The organism is Paraburkholderia phenazinium (assembly GCF_900142845.1).
Taxonomy (GTDB): domain Bacteria; phylum Pseudomonadota; class Gammaproteobacteria; order Burkholderiales; family Burkholderiaceae; genus Paraburkholderia; species Paraburkholderia phenazinium_A.
On record NZ_FSRU01000001.1, the window covers coordinates 730,813 to 747,529 of the forward strand.

13 protein-coding genes and 2 rRNA genes are annotated in these 16,717 nt (G+C 61.2%); 6 read left to right on the plus strand and 9 right to left on the minus strand.

All coding sequences use genetic code 11. From position 1 onward, the window contains the following. Nucleotides 1-296 precede the first annotated feature (296 nt). From BUS12_RS03190 to BUS12_RS03200, 3 genes are all read left to right on the plus strand, one after another. Nucleotides 297-3,175 (plus strand): 23S ribosomal RNA (locus BUS12_RS03190). A gap of 169 nt (nt 3,176-3,344) precedes the next feature. Then, nucleotides 3,345-3,458, plus strand: a 5S ribosomal RNA gene (rrf, locus tag BUS12_RS03195). A 717-nt stretch (nt 3,459-4,175) separates the two neighbouring features. Beyond that, nucleotides 4,176-4,502: an H-NS histone family protein gene (locus tag BUS12_RS03200; RefSeq protein WP_074294209.1), complete on the plus strand. Its 327-nt coding sequence runs from the start codon at nt 4,176-4,178 to the stop codon at nt 4,500-4,502. Between the two features lie 27 nt (nt 4,503-4,529). Here BUS12_RS03200 and BUS12_RS39755 read toward each other — a convergent pair whose 3' ends face one another. From BUS12_RS39755 to BUS12_RS03215, 3 genes are all read right to left on the minus strand, one after another. Continuing rightward, nucleotides 4,530-4,835 (minus strand): transposase, encoded by a 306-nt coding sequence (locus tag BUS12_RS39755; protein WP_074294210.1) that lies wholly within the window; start codon nt 4,833-4,835, stop codon nt 4,530-4,532. 764 nt (nt 4,836-5,599) lie between these two features. After that, nucleotides 5,600-5,845: a hypothetical protein gene (locus tag BUS12_RS03210; RefSeq protein ID WP_074294211.1), complete on the minus strand. Its 246-nt coding sequence runs from the start codon at nt 5,843-5,845 to the stop codon at nt 5,600-5,602. Between the two features lie 188 nt (nt 5,846-6,033). Then, the gene (locus BUS12_RS03215) at nt 6,034-7,323 is read right to left on the minus strand and encodes an MFS transporter (protein ID WP_074294212.1); all 1,290 of its coding nucleotides are present in this window, start codon (nt 7,321-7,323) and stop codon (nt 6,034-6,036) included. Nucleotides 7,324-7,427: 104 nt separating this feature from the next. On the opposite strand from BUS12_RS03215, the gene BUS12_RS03220 reads away from it, so the two are divergent. Further along, nucleotides 7,428-8,327, plus strand: a complete 900-nt coding sequence (locus BUS12_RS03220; protein ID WP_074294213.1) for a LysR substrate-binding domain-containing protein — start codon at nt 7,428-7,430, stop codon at nt 8,325-8,327. Between the two features lie 59 nt (nt 8,328-8,386). Here BUS12_RS03220 and BUS12_RS03225 read toward each other — a convergent pair whose 3' ends face one another. From BUS12_RS03225 to msrB, 5 genes are all read right to left on the minus strand, one after another. Continuing rightward, the gene (locus tag BUS12_RS03225; protein WP_083640433.1) at nt 8,387-9,325 is read right to left on the minus strand and encodes a glycoside hydrolase family 6 protein; all 939 of its coding nucleotides are present in this window, start codon (nt 9,323-9,325) and stop codon (nt 8,387-8,389) included. Nucleotides 9,326-9,342: 17 nt separating this feature from the next. Then, nucleotides 9,343-9,495 carry a hypothetical protein gene (locus BUS12_RS38670; protein WP_171991586.1) on the minus strand — a complete coding sequence of 51 codons (153 nt, stop codon included), beginning with the start codon at nt 9,493-9,495 and terminating at the stop codon, nt 9,343-9,345. A gap of 116 nt (nt 9,496-9,611) precedes the next feature. After that, nucleotides 9,612-10,361, minus strand: a complete 750-nt coding sequence (msrA, locus tag BUS12_RS03230) for a peptide-methionine (S)-S-oxide reductase MsrA (protein ID WP_429308659.1) — start codon at nt 10,359-10,361, stop codon at nt 9,612-9,614. A gap of 47 nt (nt 10,362-10,408) precedes the next feature. Continuing rightward, nucleotides 10,409-12,388, minus strand: coding sequence for a cytochrome c biogenesis protein DipZ (locus BUS12_RS03235; RefSeq protein ID WP_074294215.1), 1,980 nt, complete (start codon nt 12,386-12,388; stop codon nt 10,409-10,411). 41 nt (nt 12,389-12,429) lie between these two features. Continuing rightward, nucleotides 12,430-12,942 (minus strand): peptide-methionine (R)-S-oxide reductase MsrB, encoded by a 513-nt coding sequence (msrB, locus tag BUS12_RS03240; RefSeq protein ID WP_074294216.1) that lies wholly within the window; start codon nt 12,940-12,942, stop codon nt 12,430-12,432. A 220-nt stretch (nt 12,943-13,162) separates the two neighbouring features. On the opposite strand from msrB, the gene BUS12_RS03245 reads away from it, so the two are divergent. Continuing rightward, nucleotides 13,163-13,912, plus strand: coding sequence for a response regulator transcription factor (locus BUS12_RS03245; RefSeq protein ID WP_074294217.1), 750 nt, complete (start codon nt 13,163-13,165; stop codon nt 13,910-13,912). Continuing rightward, nucleotides 13,909-15,387 carry a sensor histidine kinase gene (locus tag BUS12_RS03250; RefSeq protein ID WP_074294218.1) on the plus strand — a complete coding sequence of 493 codons (1,479 nt, stop codon included), beginning with the start codon at nt 13,909-13,911 and terminating at the stop codon, nt 15,385-15,387. Before BUS12_RS03245 ends, BUS12_RS03250 begins: the two co-directional genes overlap by 4 nt. Nucleotides 15,388-15,463: 76 nt before the next feature. Here the strand turns inward: BUS12_RS03250 and alr are convergent, their stop codons facing one another. Further along, complete coding sequence (gene alr, locus BUS12_RS03255) at nt 15,464-16,531, minus strand: alanine racemase (protein WP_074294219.1); 1,068 nt, start codon at nt 16,529-16,531, stop codon at nt 15,464-15,466. Nucleotides 16,532-16,717: the final 186 nt, after the last annotated feature.

The following is a 16,717-nucleotide window of genomic DNA, read 5'->3' on the forward strand; positions in this document are numbered from 1 at the left end:
TGGCAACCGCGATATCGGCTGTCGTTCTTTAACAATCAGGAAGAAGTAGTAAAGAGATTCACGAAAGATCACTTAGAGATGGGTGGTTGAGTAGGTGAATCAGGGTTGTGATTGTATCAATGTATTTTTAAGTGATCGAAAGATTGCTTTGGAATACGGCGCAACACGAATACTCAACCTGTAACGATGCGTTGAAGTCCTGGCATTCCCTGTGAATGTCCCTGTCCCCTCCGGGGATGGGACCAGAGTAAGCACTAAAGTGCTAACTCTGGGTCGACAAGACACACCCGTTATAGGGTCAAGCGAACAAGTGCATGTGGTGGATGCCTTGGCGATCACAGGCGATGAAGGACGCGGTAGCCTGCGAAAAGCTACGGGGAGCTGGCAAACGAGCTTTGATCCGTAGATGTCCGAATGGGGAAACCCACTCCGAATGGAGTATCCATGACTGAATCCATAGGTCATGCGAAGCGAACGCGGCGAACTGAAACATCTAAGTAGCCGCAGGAAAAGAAATCAACCGAGATTCCCAGAGTAGTGGCGAGCGAAATGGGACCAGCCTGTACTCTTTATCTTTACTGTTAGTCGAAGGCTCTGGAAAGTGCCGCCATAGCAGGTGATAGCCCTGTAGACGAAAGCAGTTTGGAAGAACTAGGTGTACGACAAGTAGGGCGGGACACGTGAAATCCTGTCTGAAGATGGGGGGACCATCCTCCAAGGCTAAATACTCGTGATCGACCGATAGTGAACCAGTACCGTGAGGGAAAGGCGAAAAGAACCCCGGGAGGGGAGTGAAACAGATCCTGAAACCGCATGCATACAAACAGTCGGAGCCTCGCAAGGGGTGACGGCGTACCTTTTGTATAATGGGTCAGCGACTTACATTCAGTGGCAAGCTTAACCGATTAGGGCAGGCGTAGCGAAAGCGAGTCCGAACAGGGCGTTCAGTCGCTGGGTGTAGACCCGAAACCAGGTGATCTATCCATGGCCAGGATGAAGGTGCGGTAACACGTACTGGAGGTCCGAACCCACTAACGTTGAAAAGTTAGGGGATGAGCTGTGGATAGGGGTGAAAGGCTAAACAAACCTGGAAATAGCTGGTTCTCTCCGAAAACTATTTAGGTAGTGCCTCGTGTATCACCTTCGGGGGTAGAGCACTGTCATGGTTGAAGGGTCCATTGCGGATTACTTCGCCATAGCAAACTCCGAATACCGAAGAGTGCAATCACGGGAGACAGACATCGGGTGCTAACGTCCGGTGTCAAGAGGGAAACAACCCAGACCGCCAGCTAAGGTCCCCAAATATTGCTAAGTGGGAAACGAAGTGGGAAGGCTAAAACAGTCAGGAGGTTGGCTTAGAAGCAGCCATCCTTTAAAGAAAGCGTAATAGCTCACTGATCGAGTCGTCCTGCGCGGAAGATGTAACGGGGCTAAGCAATATACCGAAGCTGCGGATGCACATTTATGTGCATGGTAGGAGAGCGTTCCGTAAGCCTGCGAAGGTGCATTGAAAAGTGTGCTGGAGGTATCGGAAGTGCGAATGCTGACATGAGTAGCGATAAAGGGGGTGAAAGGCCCCCTCGCCGTAAGCCCAAGGTTTCCTACGCAACGTTCATCGGCGTAGGGTGAGTCGGCCCCTAAGGCGAGGCAGAAATGCGTAGCTGATGGGAAGCAGGTTAATATTCCTGCACCATTGTTAAATGCGATGGGGGGACGGATCGCGGAAGGTTGTCCGGGTGTTGGAAGTCCCGGTCGCTGCATTGGAGAAGGTGCTTTGGCAAATCCGGGCACGGAATTCAAGGGTGTGGCGCCATTCACTTAGGTGAAGAAGCAACTGGAAGTGGTTCCAAGAAAAGCCTCTAAGCTTCAGTTTAACAAGACCGTACCGCAAACCGACACAGGTGGGCGAGATGAGTATTCTAAGGCGCTTGAGAGAACTCGGGAGAAGGAACTCGGCAAATTGGTACCGTAACTTCGGGATAAGGTACGCCCCTGTAGCCTGACTGGCCTGCGCCAGAAGGGTGAAGGGGTTGCAATAAACTGGTGGCTGCGACTGTTTAATAAAAACACAGCACTCTGCAAACACGAAAGTGGACGTATAGGGTGTGACGCCTGCCCGGTGCCGGAAGATTAAATGATGGGGTGCAAGCTCTTGATTGAAGTCCCGGTAAACGGCGGCCGTAACTATAACGGTCCTAAGGTAGCGAAATTCCTTGTCGGGTAAGTTCCGACCTGCACGAATGGCGTAACGATGGCCACACTGTCTCCTCCCGAGACTCAGCGAAGTTGAAGTGTTTGTGATGATGCAATCTCCCCGCGGCTAGACGGAAAGACCCCATGAACCTTTACTGTAGCTTTGCATTGGACTTTGAACCGGTCTGTGTAGGATAGGTGGGAGGCTTTGAAGCGTGGACGCCAGTCTGCGTGGAGCCAACCTTGAAATACCACCCTGGTTTGTTTGAGGTTCTAACCTTGGCCCGTGATCCGGGTCGGGGACAGTGCATGGTAGGCAGTTTGACTGGGGCGGTCTCCTCCCAAAGTGTAACGGAGGAGTACGAAGGTACGCTAGGTACGGTCGGAAATCGTGCTGATAGTGCAATGGCATAAGCGTGCTTAACTGCGAGACCGACAAGTCGAGCAGGTGCGAAAGCAGGTCATAGTGATCCGGTGGTTCTGTATGGAAGGGCCATCGCTCAACGGATAAAAGGTACTCTGGGGATAACAGGCTGATACCGCCCAAGAGTTCATATCGACGGCGGTGTTTGGCACCTCGATGTCGGCTCATCTCATCCTGGGGCTGTAGCCGGTCCCAAGGGTATGGCTGTTCGCCATTTAAAGAGGTACGTGAGCTGGGTTTAAAACGTCGTGAGACAGTTTGGTCCCTATCTGCCGTGGGCGCTGGATATTTGAAGGGGGCTGCTCCTAGTACGAGAGGACCGGAGTGGACGAACCTCTGGTGTACCGGTTGTCACGCCAGTGGCATCGCCGGGTAGCTATGTTCGGAAGAGATAACCGCTGAAAGCATCTAAGCGGGAAACTCGCCTTAAGATGAGATATCCCCGGGGCTTCGAGCCCCTTGAAGGGTCGTTCAAGACCAGGACGTTGATAGGTCAGGTGTGGAAGCGCAGTAATGCGTTAAGCTAACTGATACTAATTGCCCGTAAGGCTTGATCCTATAACAGGTGTGTCTTGTGGTTCAGATGAACCCCGCACACGGTTGAGTGATCACGTGTTGTGCCAGAAACAACACAACCCCAACAGCTTCATCCTCTGGTGGCATCACCAGAAACTACTTCTTCCCGATTGGCTGTACTGCTCCATGAGCAGTACGGCAACAAGTCATGCCTGATGACCATAGCGTGTCGGTACCACCCCTTCCCATCCCGAACAGGACCGTGAAACGACTCCACGCCGATGATAGTGCGGATTACCCGTGTGAAAGTAGGTAATCGTCAGGCTCCCCAGCAGCAAGCACAAACCCCACCCCGCAAAGGTGGGGTTTGTGCGTTTACGCGCGTGAAGCCACGCAGTGAACGCCGGCAGCCACTCACGCGTTTTCCACGCAGCGCCAATGTCACGCATGGCTCCCGCGAGCGGCGTCAGTGCATACCTCCCACCGCCCGCAACGGACGCAACGGACGGCACGCCAGGGCACTCGCCGGCTGGTACCTAAAGCCTTATCGGCGACCCCAATCCCCCATCTTGCACAGCGCGAACCCAAACGTGGGTTAGGTGTTAATGTCCGCTCCAGCGACGCATATCCGACGCTAGCCGGACATTGCGCTATCATGTGCGTATCAAGCGAAAACACCGGCCTGTGCGAGGCACCGCCAACGAAGCGTGCAGATAAGACCAGCCGGTTGGAATCGCCGCATTTCAGCATTATCTTTTCAATTGCAACCGTAACGCCGGGTCAGCGCTATCTTCCGCACCGCGGAGCGCTGGACTAGTCGCTTCTCGGCACGGCGAGCGTGATAGGAATTTTCATTGGGGACAGGTCGTTCTGCAAGCTCTGGGGCGGCCGCACCTGATTTGACCAAACGAGCATTTCCGCTGATGTATCGACCTGTCGCCGCCGGCAACGGCGACGGCATTCATCCAACGCATTCGCCGTATATCGAGCCATCAATGCTCGACGGAAAGCTGCAAGAATCACATTAAGGACGGGTTACTCTATGGACGAAAGGAAGCGAGACAGCATGATTGCTTACCTCCGCCACCGCATGGAAGAGTTCGGCATTACGCCAGACACCCTTGCTACAGCACTGGCAAGCGATGAATCGGAAAAGACCAAAGCGCGCTATCGCGCCGTAACGGGTGAGACCTGGTCGGGCGAAGGCGAGATGCCTCAATGGCTGAGACAGGCCATTAGCGCAGGGCAATCCATCGAACATTTCGCGCTGTCGCCCAAGGCTGCGGAGGCGACGCCGGCTAAACGGGGCGTCGATTGGGAAAAAGATCCGTTCGCGGGAAGCCCGCTCGCACGCTCCGGCGGGCGATAGGAAAGACAGCGCGTTTCGTTTGGCCGCTCAGCAGCAGTCGATTGTCCCTGCACTCGTCACAGGCGTTGCAGTGCAGCCCAATGCCAGCTCGCGAAAAACCGCTTCCATCACGCCCTCACGTTTCCATTTGAGCCATCTGGCGTAACACGTCTGTTGCGCGGGAAATGTCGAAGGGAGGTGATGCCACTTCTCCCCATTGATCAAGACCCACAGGATTCCGTTCAGCAATTGGCGTGGGTCGGACCTGGGCCGGCCCGTTCGGGGTGAAGCGGGTTCAACGAGCAACCGTGAGACCCTTGACCAGTCTTCGTCGGAAAGTGGAATTGCTAGCACGTTGTAATCCTCTGTCTTCGGGGATCTTCTCTATCTATCGCCGAATCATGACGCGCTGACGCCGGATAAGCATCGACGCGCCGTCCTCCACGGTTTTGCTTGAATATCAGCACCGGGATGGTGATTTCGGCAATTGCGCACCAAAAAGGGACGCAATTTTTAGACTCTCTCAGGTTCTTGGTATCTTTCAGAAAACACGATACCCGCTTTTTTCGTCGGACGAATTACGTGATCGTTGCAGGCCATGCCCAGCGCCTCGAAGCCGTGTGCCGTGGGGCTCCGCAGCTTGATGCGCTATGCATAACGAGTAATTCTAGTGTTTCTTTGCTATTCGAGTAAGAGCCTTTTGTAATCGTTTTTCGTAGGAAAACGTTTGCGTTTAGGGCCCTAATACAGAAAGTCATTCGATCTCTGAGTTTTTGATCAGGGACGAGCGAAAGTATTTCCAATCAGGTTAAAAACAACCATGGCGTCTTCACGTGCGTTTGCCATCTCCGCGGCGTCGGTTAAAGCCGTGATTCGGCAACGAATGGGACAGCAGATGGGGCGTGCGTGATGAGCGTGTGCGATGGCAGAAATGCCATGCCCGCGAGGGGAGTTGGAGTCTGATGGCGCAAACGCGCTTCCGGTACGATTCGATTCCTGCGCTCTGCAGGTGGCCTTGGCAAAACGATTTCGCGTCTGGCACCGGACAGCACCGTGTGTGGCGCTCCGGCGGCCAGACGAGTTTCTTAAGCGGGGTTCTTAAGCGTCAGGCAGCACGCTCACGCCACTACGTGCCCTTGCTCATAGAAATCGTCGATCAAGGTGACGGCCCGATGCTCGAGCGAGCTGATGGCCATCAACGGATCGATCTTGACGCGGGGAATCGTCAATTCGGGGCCCTCGGGTGCGCCTTTCGCGCGGTCCCCATCAAGCCGCTCGATCACAGCACGGCATACCCACTGAACGCCAAGTTCATCCGGCGTCACATCAACATTTACTCGAAAACCACGGTGTTCGATTGCCACAAAACTCTCCAGACACGACAGACAGGTAGATCGCTCGACACACCACGCGGCGAGCCCAGCAGAAATGCTAGCACGCCACTTCGAACGCTTCAGCGAGCCGGGCAAGCGAGTAACACGAACGATCGTTCCAATGGGCCTAAGTCGCGGCCTGTCTTTCCATTGGCTTTCATGCGACGGCGAGCCCCGCGTTATTTCAGGCTGCCCACATCTGCTGTTTGCCTCGCGGCTTGCGCGGGCATCGCATACAGCCATAGCGCGATGACAAGTCCCAGCAGCAGTAGCGCGCACGCCATGGAGACCACACCGTGCCAGCCGCGCAGACTCCAGAACACACCGCCGAGCGAACCGATGACGCTGGACCCCATGTAATACGCAAACAGATAAAGCGACGATGCCTGGGCCTTGCCGACCTGCGCACGTGCGCCGACCCAGGCGCTCGCGACCGAATGAGTGCCGAAGAAGCCGATCGTCAATACGGTCACGCCGCAGATGATCAGCCAGAGCTGGTTCGACAGGGTCATGGCCGTGCCGGCGAGCATCAGGATGAACGTGGCGGGCAGCACGACGCGGCGTCCGAGCTTGCCCGAGAGGCTGCCTGCGAGGGTGGAGCTGACGATACCGAACAGATACACGGCGAAAATCAGGCCGATCTGGGTCTGGCTGAGCGAGAACGGTGCGGCGATCAGGCGGTAGCCGACATAGTTGTAGACGGTGACGAAGCTGCCCATCAGCAGGAAACCTTCGACGAACAGCAGCGGCAGGACGCCATCGCGCAGATGGGTGCCGAATGCCCGCACGAGCGGCGCTACGCGCAGTTCGCGCCGCACGAAGTGACGCGACGGCGGCAGACAGCGCCACAGAACGGCCGCACTCAAGATACCCAGCAAGCCAATGACCAGCACGGCGGCGCGCCAGCCCCAGACATCGGTGATCACGCCGGTCAACAGACGGCCCGCCATGCCGCCAAGGCCTGTCCCGCCCACATACAGGCCCATTGCATGACCGAGCGAGCGCGGATGCATCTCTTCGCCGACATAGGCCATCGCCACTGCCGGCAGGCCGCTGAGCGCCACGCCCATCAACGCGCGCATGAACAGCAGCGTCGACCAGTGCGGCACGGCGGCGCAGATCACGGTGAGAACAGCCGAGAGCAGCAGCGAAGCGACCATGATCGGCTTGCGGCCCCAGGCTTCGGAGAGTCCACCCGCCACAAGCATCGAGACCGCGAGCAAGCCCGTGGTCAACGACAGCGCCAGGCTCGCGCCCGCCGCGCTGACGCCGAAATCCGCGGAGAACAGCGGCATCAGCGGCTGGACGCAGTAGAGCAGGGCGAAGGTGGCGAAACCCGCGGCGAAGAGCGCGAAATTGGTTTGCCAGAAGGCCGCTGTACCGTGCTCGATCTTGCCTGCCGGCTCGCGAGGCGCCTCGCCGGTGGCGCTGATAACGCCCGTCAATACGTTGACATTGTGCTTGCCCATGATTCGGCGACTCCATTTGCAGTTTGATGCCTGACTGAATGATGGCGTCGGGTTATGTCGAAGTCCAATATCGATTTGGCCGTTATTGATACATAATCGATATCATGGATCTCCGCCGCATTCGCTACTTCATTGTGTTGTCCGAGGAACTGCATTTCGGGCGGGCAGCGCAACGCCTCAACATCGCGCAGCCGCCGCTTAGCCAGCAGATACGCGTGCTGGAGGAGGAACTGGGGGCGCGGCTGTTCGAGCGCAGCAACCGGCGCGTGGAACTGACCGCCGCCGGCAAGGCGCTGTTGCCTGAGGCGCGCGCGTTGTCGGCGCAGGCCGAGCGAACCGGGGAGGTGGCGCGGCGTGCCCAGCGCGGCGAACTCGGCGAGCTTCGAATCGGCTTCACCGGTTCGGCCGCGTTCAGCGAGGTGATCCCGCAGTTGATCTTCGAATACCGTCGCCGCTTGCCGGGCGTGCACTTGCGGCTCGAGGAACTGACCACCCAGCAGCAATTGACGGCGATGCTGGAGCACCGCATGGAGGTGGCGTTCGTGCGCGGCGCGACGCGCCCCGAGTTACCGCCCACGCTGCAGGCCACGCGGCTCTTCGAAGATGCGCTCGTGGCAGTGCTGCCTGCGCGGCATCCGTTGGCCGCGCAAGGCGGGGCACTGTCCGTGGGGGCGTTGAAGGACGAAGCCTTCGTGATGTATCCGCGCGAGAGCGGCACCGGTGTGTACGACCAGATCATCGCGCTGTGTCAGCAAGCGGGCTTTGCGCCGCAGTTGGCTCAGGAAGCGCGCGAGTCCCCGACCATCGTGGGCCTCGTGGCCGCCGGAATCGGCGTGGCGCTCGTGCCGGCGTCGTTGCGCAGCATCAATGTGAACGGCGTGGCGTACCGGCCGCTGCGCGAAAAGGCCGCGCGCTCCGCGATGTGGCTGGTGTTGCGTGCCGGTGTGTTGACGCCGCAGGAAGCGATGATCGCCGAGCTTGCGCGCGAGATGGGGGCGGGCTGATGCACCAGTGCCAGCGTCAGGGGTGATGGCTGATTCGACGCAGACTTTTTTACCGCGCTTCAATTCCCCTCAATCAAGCGCATCGCCAGATCCGGACTGAATATGCCCGCCCGTATGGACGGCGCGACGCCACAAGGCCCATCGGAATTGCCCGGCTCCTTGATCCAGGCAAGCAGGACCGGCTCCGATGTGGCGCCGGTCGGCTCGCCCAGTCGGGCGCCGGCAGGGTTGCACCATTGGCCGTTGGAGCCATTGCCGTTGCGACTGGTATCGATGACGACCGACTTCGTATAGCCGAACTGTTTTGCGAGTACGTCGTTCACCGCGTTCGCATAGACGATCGATTCTTGCGTCGTATAGAAATTCGACACGTTCAACGCGAATCCCTTGACCTCGGCTATGCCTGCTTTCTGAAGACGATTCGCCATGACATCTGCGGCGATCCAGTGAGCGTTGCCCGCATCGAGATAGACATCGGCCTCGGGCGCATTGAGTCTTAAGCGCGCAACCGCATAGCGCAGCAGCGCCAGACGGGCTTCCTGTCCTTCGACCGTTTTGTAGCAGTCGAGCTGGGCTAGCGAGTCCGGCTCGACGACGACAATCGCCTTGCCGCCACCAATGCCTTGCGAGAACGCATCGATCCACGCGCGATAGGCCGTGGCGTCGGCGGCTCCGCCGGCGGACGCGCCGCCGCAATCGCGATCGGGAATATCGTAGGCGACCAGCATCGGCACCTGATGGGCGGCACGGGCGGCATCCGCGAATTGACTGACCGAGGTACGGACATCGTGATTCCAGTTGCCGAACCATTGAGCCGTAGGCACGCGGGCAATCGACGCAGCGATTTGTGCCGCACGCGGATCATCCGCATGACCGCGGGCCCAGACGGCGGGCGCGGCGTTGGGGTCGACGTAAAACGAGTCGGCGGCCCATGCTCGTCCCATGACGAACAGCACCGCGAGCACGGTGGACACCAGGAACGTGAAGCGCATCTTCATGACGTAGCGCGAACGCATCAAACGCTAACGTACACCCACGTTTGCTCATATCCCAACATCGAGTCGGCGCGCCCGTTCAATTCGCGGTCAAAGTTGGCGAGTTGCACGGCGTTGTCCCGCAGCGTGCCATACGAAAAGAGCAGGACGGGCGCTTGAGTCGATGTCGTCATGAGGTCCTCGGTTTGCGTGCCGGCCTATCCGCAGCATCGCGCAGTATTGACGGAGGTACAGCGTAGCGCGCCGACGTGTTTTTGTATATCGCTCCACACGCCGGGCGCGTTTCCTTCTACGACGCCGCGACCTTCAGCAACACCGGATCGTTGCGATAGAGATCCGGAAACATCCGCTTCAGATCGGTCACCTTCGGCAAATCGTTGATCGCGATATACGGATAGTCGGGATGCAGCACGAGGAAGTTCTGGTGATAGTTTTCGGCGGGGTAGAAGCCCTTGAAGTCCTCCACGCGCGTCACCACCGGCCGTGAAAACACATGGGCCTTGTCGAGCTGCGCGATATACGCCTGCGCGACGATGCGTTGCTCCGGATTGACCGGGAACACGGCCGAACGATACTGCGTGCCGTGGTCCGGACCCTGGTAGTTCAGCTCCGTCGGGTTATGTGCGACCGAGAAGAAAATCTGCAGCAGCCGCCCATACGTGATCTGCGTCGGGTCGTACGTGATCTGCACGGATTCAGCGTGGCCGGTGTCGCCTTCGCTCACCGTTTCGTACTGCGCCGTGCCCGCCGCGCCGCCCGTATAACCGGCCGCCACCTGCTTCACTCCGCGCACGTGTTCGAACACGCCTTGCACGCCCCAGAAACAGCCGCCGGCAAACACGGCGGTTTCGCTATGCGTCGCGACGACTTTCTCGTCCTGGACCGGCGCGGGAACCTGAGTGGCCGCCTCAGCCGAATTGGCGACGCGCTGCACCGCGATCGCGCCGACCGCAAGCACCACGACGCCTGCCAGTTTGGCGAGGGCCGAACGCTTGCGCAGAGAGGATACCTTGCTAAAGATTGTGTTCACGATTGTCAGTCCCTTCAGTGATGGGTAGTTCAAACGTATCGACGTCGCGCCCGGCATCAGCCGAACGTGAATGAATAAGCCTCGACACCCGGGTCCAGAAACTCGATCGAGAAGGTGTGATCCTTGACGTCGCCCGATTGCCGTACCAGTTGATAGAGCCGCTCCTCCGTGACCGTGCCGGTGCCGTCGGCGGCGACGTCGCTGCCGTGCGCGGCGCCCGGCGCGGCGCCGTCGATGCTTACGCGAAAGCGCACGGGCTTGCCGTCCTTGTTCGGGCCCAGCACCAGATGCAGGTCGCGTGCATGGAAGCGGTAGACGATGCCGCCGGACGCCGCCGCCAGCGTGGCGCGCTCGGCGCTCACACTCCATTTGCCTTCGAGACCCCAGTCGTTGAGCGCGGGCTGGACCGGAGCGGTATAGGTATGCGGCTTGTTCTGCGTTTCGCCGCCGGGCGAGGCGAAGTGCTGGGCGCGCCAGTAGCCGATATAGGTTTCCGGCGACTTCATATCGTCGTTGTCGGCGGCGGCCTCCACGCCCTGGGCGCCGGCGCTCGTCAATCCCACGGGAACGTTCTCTGCATTCGCGTGGCCCGCTTCGGCCAATAGTTGCTGGATGACCTTCTCCGACTGCGCATAGTCGCCTTCGCCGAAATGGTGGTAGCGGATGCGTCCCTGTGCATCGACGAAGTAATGCGCGGGCCAGTACTCGTTGTCCAGCGAGCGCCAGATGGCGTAGTTGTTGTCGATGGCCACTGGATAGTCGATGCCGAGGTCGTGCGTCGCCTTCTTCACGTTGTCGATATTGCGCTCAAACGCGAATTCCGGCGCATGCACGCCGATCACGACGAGCCCCTGATCCTTGTACTTGTCGGCCCACGCCTTGACGTAGGGCAGCGAGCGCAGGCAGTTGATGCACGAGTAAGTCCAGAAGTCGATCAGCACCACCTTGCCGCGCAGGCTCTGCGCGGTCAGCGGGGGAGAGTTGAGCCATTGGACCGCACCGTTGAGCGACGGCAGCTCGCCTTCGACGGGCAGCGGCGGGTTGTCGTTGGCGGCTTGCGAGGCTCGCATCATGCCGCTGGTAGCGGCCATCATGGCGCCCCCGCCGGCAGCGTTCGAGTCGGCGGCGGACATGACGTCGTTCGAGGCGGCGGTGGGATTCGCCGCCATCATCGCGCCGCCATCCGTCGCGACAGGCGTGCCGGCCGTGCCAGCCGTGCCAGCCGTGCCGCTAGCGCTCGCCGTGGCCGTGTCCGCCGCGTTGCCCGCTGCGGTAGTGGAGGTTGTTGTGCCGCCGCCCGAAGGCGTCGAGCGAGGCGAGAACCGGTCAACCAGCTTCTGTTCGAGGCCACCCGTTGCCACCGTCGACACGCGGGCCAGCACGCCCGTATCCAGCCCGAACGCAATCGCCACCACGCCAGCCAGCATCGCTGCGCCGATCCCGCGGCGGATCCATTCGCCCGCGCCGAGCGAGCGCTTCATCGCCGTGAACACCCGGCCGCCGATCAGCAGCGCCACCGCGAGCGAGGTCGCCGCACCGGCCGCATAGGCGATCAGCAGCAACGTCGTGCCGACGCTCGCGCCGCGCAGCGCGGCACCGGTGAGCACCAGACCGAGGATCGGGCCGGCGCACGGCGCCCACAGCAAGCCGGTGGCGATGCCCAACAGGAACGACGACCCCGCGCGAACCTGCTGGCCGTCGGCCTGGGCGAAGTTCGACAGGCGGTTGCCGGCGCTCACCAGCGGCCGCATCAAATGATCGGCAAAGCGCGGAAACAGCAGGGTCAGGCCGAACACGGCGAGCAGCGCGATGGCGAGCCAGCGGCCATACTGGTTGGCCTGCGTCACCCAGCCGCCGCCGACGGCAGCGAGCGTCGCCACCAGTGCGAAGGTGAGCGCCATGCCGGCAAGCAGCGGCAGGCCGCTGCGCACGAACGGCTGATCGGCGCGCGCAAACACGAAGGGCAGCACCGGCAAGATGCACGGGCTCAGGATCGTCAGGGCGCCGCCAAGGTAGGCGAGAACGATGAGTAACATGGCTGTTCCTGGTGATATAGGCTTATGTGTGCTGGGTGAGCTCAGGTGGCCGCGGGCGTAAAGCTCATAGCCAGACCGTTCATGCAATAGCGCAGGCCGGTCGGCTTCGGGCCGTCGTCGAATACGTGGCCGAGATGGCCGCCGCAGCGCCGGCAATGCACTTCCGTGCGCGACATGCCGAACGAGCTGTCGTCGCGGGTGGCCACGGCGTGGTCGAGCGGCGCCCAGAAGCTCGGCCAGCCCGTGTGACTGTCGAACTTCGTGCGTGACGAAAACAGGTTGAGCTGGCATCCGGCACAGGCAAACACGCCGCTGCGGTGTTCGTCGTTGAGCGGACTCGTGTACGGGCGCTCCGTGCCTTCGTCACGCAGAACCGAGTACTGTGCCGGGGTCAGCAACTGGTGCCATTGCGCGTCCGTGCGGGTGAATTCGAAGCTGGCGGCCGGCTTGCCGGCATTCGCCTGGGCCACGGCCAGTTTGGGCCAGCGGCTGACGGCGGCCAGCGCCGCGACGGCCGCGCCGCCTGCGAACAGAAAGCTTCTTCGACTTTTCATGATGTGCTCCTGGGTGCCAATCTGCGGATAGTGCGGAGAGTGGGCACATCCTAGGCCGCGGGCGGTGTCGAAGTCCTCACGAAAAGTTAAATTAAATGTGATAACTCCCGGCGCGGAAATTTTGCACAATGACGCAACGGCGGCGTTCCGTTGCCGGCGCAAATGCCCGCGAGCCGCGCTTTTCACGCTAACCAGGACCTGACCGGCGTCCGAAGCCTCCATGGATCATCCGAAACGCGTACTGATCGTCGAAGACGATGTCGACATTGCCAACGTTCTCAGCCTGCACCTGCGGGATGAGCGTTATGAGGTCGTGCACAGCGCCGACGGCAACGAAGGCCTGCGGCTGCTGGAGCAGGGCGGCTGGGACGCCTTGATTCTCGATCTGATGCTGCCCGGCGTCGACGGGCTGGAGATTTGCCGGCGCGCCCGCGCGATGACGCGCTACACGCCCATCATCATCACCAGCGCGCGTTCGAGCGAAGTGCACCGGATTCTCGGCCTGGAACTGGGCGCCGACGACTACCTCGCCAAACCGTTCTCGGTGCTGGAACTGGTCGCGCGGGTGAAAGCGCTGCTGCGGCGCGTCGATGCGATGGCGAAAGACTCGCGCATCGATGCCGGCACCCTGCAGATCGTCGGTCTCACCATCGACCCGCTGACGCGCGAGGCGGCCGTCGAAGGCCGTCGCATCGAATTGACGCCGCGCGAATTCGACCTGCTGTATTTCTTCGCCCAGCATCCGGGCAAGGTGTACTCGCGGATGGATCTGCTCAATGCCGTGTGGGGTTATCAGCACGAGGGCTACGAACACACCGTGAACACGCACATCAACCGGCTGCGCGCGAAGATCGAGGCCGACCCGGCGCAACCCACGCGCATCCTGACCGTCTGGGGACATGGCTACAAGCTGGCGTCACCGGCTGATGGCCACGTCGCGCAGAGCACTGCGCCAAAGGATGCGCCGTGAACCTGACGCTCACCCAGCGACTGCTGATCGTCTTCTCGCTGCTGCTGCTGGCTTGCTGCGGCGCCTCGGCGTGGCTGCAGATCCGCTCCAGCGACCTGCACGAGAAGGAAGTCGTGCAGGGCTTGTCGCGCGATCTCGCGGGGCACATCGCCCGCAGCACCTCGCTGATGGATGCGAATGGCCTGCGCCCCGACGCCGTGCGGCAATTGTTCGGTCAACTGATGGCGGTCAATCCGAGCGTCGAGGTCTATCTACTGGACAACGAGGGGCGCATCAAGGGCGACGACGCCCCCGCCGGACGGGTGAAGCGCGAGCAAGTGGACCTCGCGCCGATCCACCAGTTCATCGCCGGCGGCACGCTGCCGATTCTTGGCGACGACCCGCGCAGCATGGACGGACGCAAGGTGTTCAGTGCCGCGCCTTTGCAGATGGACGGGCAGGCGCCGTCGGGCTACATCTATGTGGTGCTGCTCGGCGAGGCTCATGACCAGTTGGCGGCGCGCGTGGCCGCGAGTTCGGTATTGCGCACCACGCTGTGGTCGATGGCGCTGGTGGCGCTGCTCGGGTTGGTCGCCGGGCTGGTGGCATTCGGCCTGATCACCCGGCCGCTGCGGCGCCTGACCGAGGCGATGCGCCGTTTCGATGCCGACGGCGAGCCGGATACGCAGCCCCATGTGCCGCGTTCCTCGGCAGCGGGTCAGCGCGACGAGATCGCCGTACTCGAAGCCACTTTCGCGCAGATGGCCAATCGCATCGGCGACCAGTGGCGCGCGCTGCGGCGCCAGGATCAGCAGCGGCGCGAACTGATCGCCAATATTTCGCACGACCTGCGCACGCCGCTGACGTCGTTGCATGGCTACCTCGAAACGCTGTCGCTGAAGGCGGACTCGCTCAGCGAAGTGGAGCGCAAACGCTATCTGGGGATCGCACTGGCGCAAAGCGTCAAGGTGGGGCGGCTCGCGCAGGCGCTGTTCGAACTGGCGCGGCTCGAACATGGCAACGTGCAACCGGCGCTGGAAGATTTCTCGCTGGTCGATCTGGTGCAGGACGTGTTCCAGAAGTTCGAATTGCCGGCCGAGGCGCGCCATATCCAGCTTCGCGCGGGGATTCCGCCTCGTTTGCCGACGGTCTGCGCCGATCTCGGCATGATCGAGCGCGTGCTGACCAATCTGCTCGACAACGCGATTCGCCATACGCCCGCGGAAGGCGCGATCGATGTCGATCTCGCGTACCGCGACGGCAAGGTCCAGGTGACGGTCAGCGATACCGGTCCGGGCATTCCGGCGGAACTGCGCGAAGGACTATTCGAGCGGCCGTTTAGCTCGGGCGGAGCGCACCGCGGTGGCGGGTTCGGGCTGCTGATCGTGCAGCGCATGCTGCAGTTGCATCACAGCCGGATACGTCTGGTCGAACACAACGGGGCGGGGACGACGTTTTCCTTCGAACTGCCGACCACCAGCGCGGTTCATGCCTAGGTCCGGGTAGCGGGGCAGGGGCTGCCTGTTTCCGGCAGCCCGCCAAGGCCACCAAGCCCGCCGCGCGCGCTTGCGTTCAATGCACCTCGACCGGCACCCTGCGAGCGAGGGCACACATCAGCTCATACCCGATCGTCCCCGACGCCTGCGCGACATCGTCGATCTTGACCTGATCGCCCCACAGTTCCACCTGCGAGCCGACGTGAGCCTTGGGACAGGGTGTGAGATCGACCGTCAGCATGTCCATCGACACGCGGCCCACTACACGCGTCAACGTGCCGTCGACGGCGATGGGCGTGCCGGTCGGCGCGTGCCGCGGATAGCCGTCCGCGTAACCGCACGCCACTACGCCGATCCGCATGGGCTCGTTGGCCGCAAAGATGCGTCCGTAGCCCACTGTCTCCTGCAGCGACAGCGTCTGGGTGCCGATGATCTGGCTCGTCAGGCTCATCGACGCGCGCAGCGGAATATCGGCGACGTGGCGCGACAAGCCCGACGGCGAGCCGCCGTACAGCACGATCCCCGGCCTCACCCAGTTTCGATGGGTGCGCGGATGCCACAGCACGGCCGCCGAGTTGGCGAGGCTGCGCGGGCCGGGAATCTCGCTGGTGGCGGCGTCGAACCGGTCCACCTGCCAGTCGACGTCGCCGTCGTCGGCGCTCGCAAAGTGGCTCATCAAGGTGATCTCGCCGATCGAGGCGGACGAGCGCGCCCGCTCCCACGCGGCGCGAAACACATCCGGCCGGAAGCCCAGCCGGTTCATGCCGGAGTTCATCTTCAGATTGATCGGAATGGGCTGCTTCACCTGCGCCGCGCACAGCAGGTCGAGCTGCTCGGTGCAATGCACCGCGACGGTCAGGCCGTATTCGTCGGCAATCGCGACGTCGGCCGGCGTGAAGATCCCTTCGAGCAGCAGAACCGGCTTCTTCCACCCCAACTCGCGCACGCGCACCGCCTCGTCGAGATCGAGCAGCGCGATGCCGTCGGCCTCGGCCAGCGCCGGATAGATGCGCTCGATCCCATGTCCGTAAGCATTGGCCTTGACGACGGCCCACACGCGCGAATCGGGCGTCTTCTGCCGGACCAGTTGGAGGTTGTGTCGGACGGCATCGGGATGAATGCGGGCAACAATCGGGCGGGGCATCGATGTCCTCGTCGGAAGTAGGGGTAGGGGCGTGAATTAGCGTTGGCTTTCGTGCTTGAGCCAGTTTCGGGCACTAGGATAAAGCGACGTTTTCAGGTTTTGTTACTGTATTTTTATCGAATTTCAGTATAAAACCCCTGCAGTCGTTCGCGAGCCTGCGGCGCGGGCAGAAAGCGGCGTTCGCCG

What these genes read in the sequence shown, in the direction of transcription:
- BUS12_RS03200 (WP_074294209.1), top strand. Translation starts at nt 4,176, where the DNA reads ATGGACGAAAGGAAGCGAGACAGCATGATTGCTTACCTCCGCCACCGC.
- BUS12_RS03215 (WP_074294212.1), bottom strand. Translation starts at nt 7,323, where the DNA reads ATGGGCAAGCACAATGTCAACGTATTGACGGGCGTTATCAGCGCCACC.
- BUS12_RS03220 (WP_074294213.1), top strand. Translation starts at nt 7,428, where the DNA reads ATGGATCTCCGCCGCATTCGCTACTTCATTGTGTTGTCCGAGGAACTG.
- BUS12_RS03225 (WP_083640433.1), bottom strand. Translation starts at nt 9,325, where the DNA reads ATGAAGATGCGCTTCACGTTCCTGGTGTCCACCGTGCTCGCGGTGCTG.
- BUS12_RS38670 (WP_171991586.1), bottom strand. Translation starts at nt 9,495, where the DNA reads ATGACGACATCGACTCAAGCGCCCGTCCTGCTCTTTTCGTATGGCACG.
- BUS12_RS03235 (WP_074294215.1), bottom strand. Translation starts at nt 12,388, where the DNA reads ATGTTACTCATCGTTCTCGCCTACCTTGGCGGCGCCCTGACGATCCTG.
- msrB (WP_074294216.1), bottom strand. Translation starts at nt 12,942, where the DNA reads ATGAAAAGTCGAAGAAGCTTTCTGTTCGCAGGCGGCGCGGCCGTCGCG.
- BUS12_RS03245 (WP_074294217.1), top strand. Translation starts at nt 13,163, where the DNA reads ATGGATCATCCGAAACGCGTACTGATCGTCGAAGACGATGTCGACATT.
- alr (WP_074294219.1), bottom strand. Translation starts at nt 16,531, where the DNA reads ATGCCCCGCCCGATTGTTGCCCGCATTCATCCCGATGCCGTCCGACAC.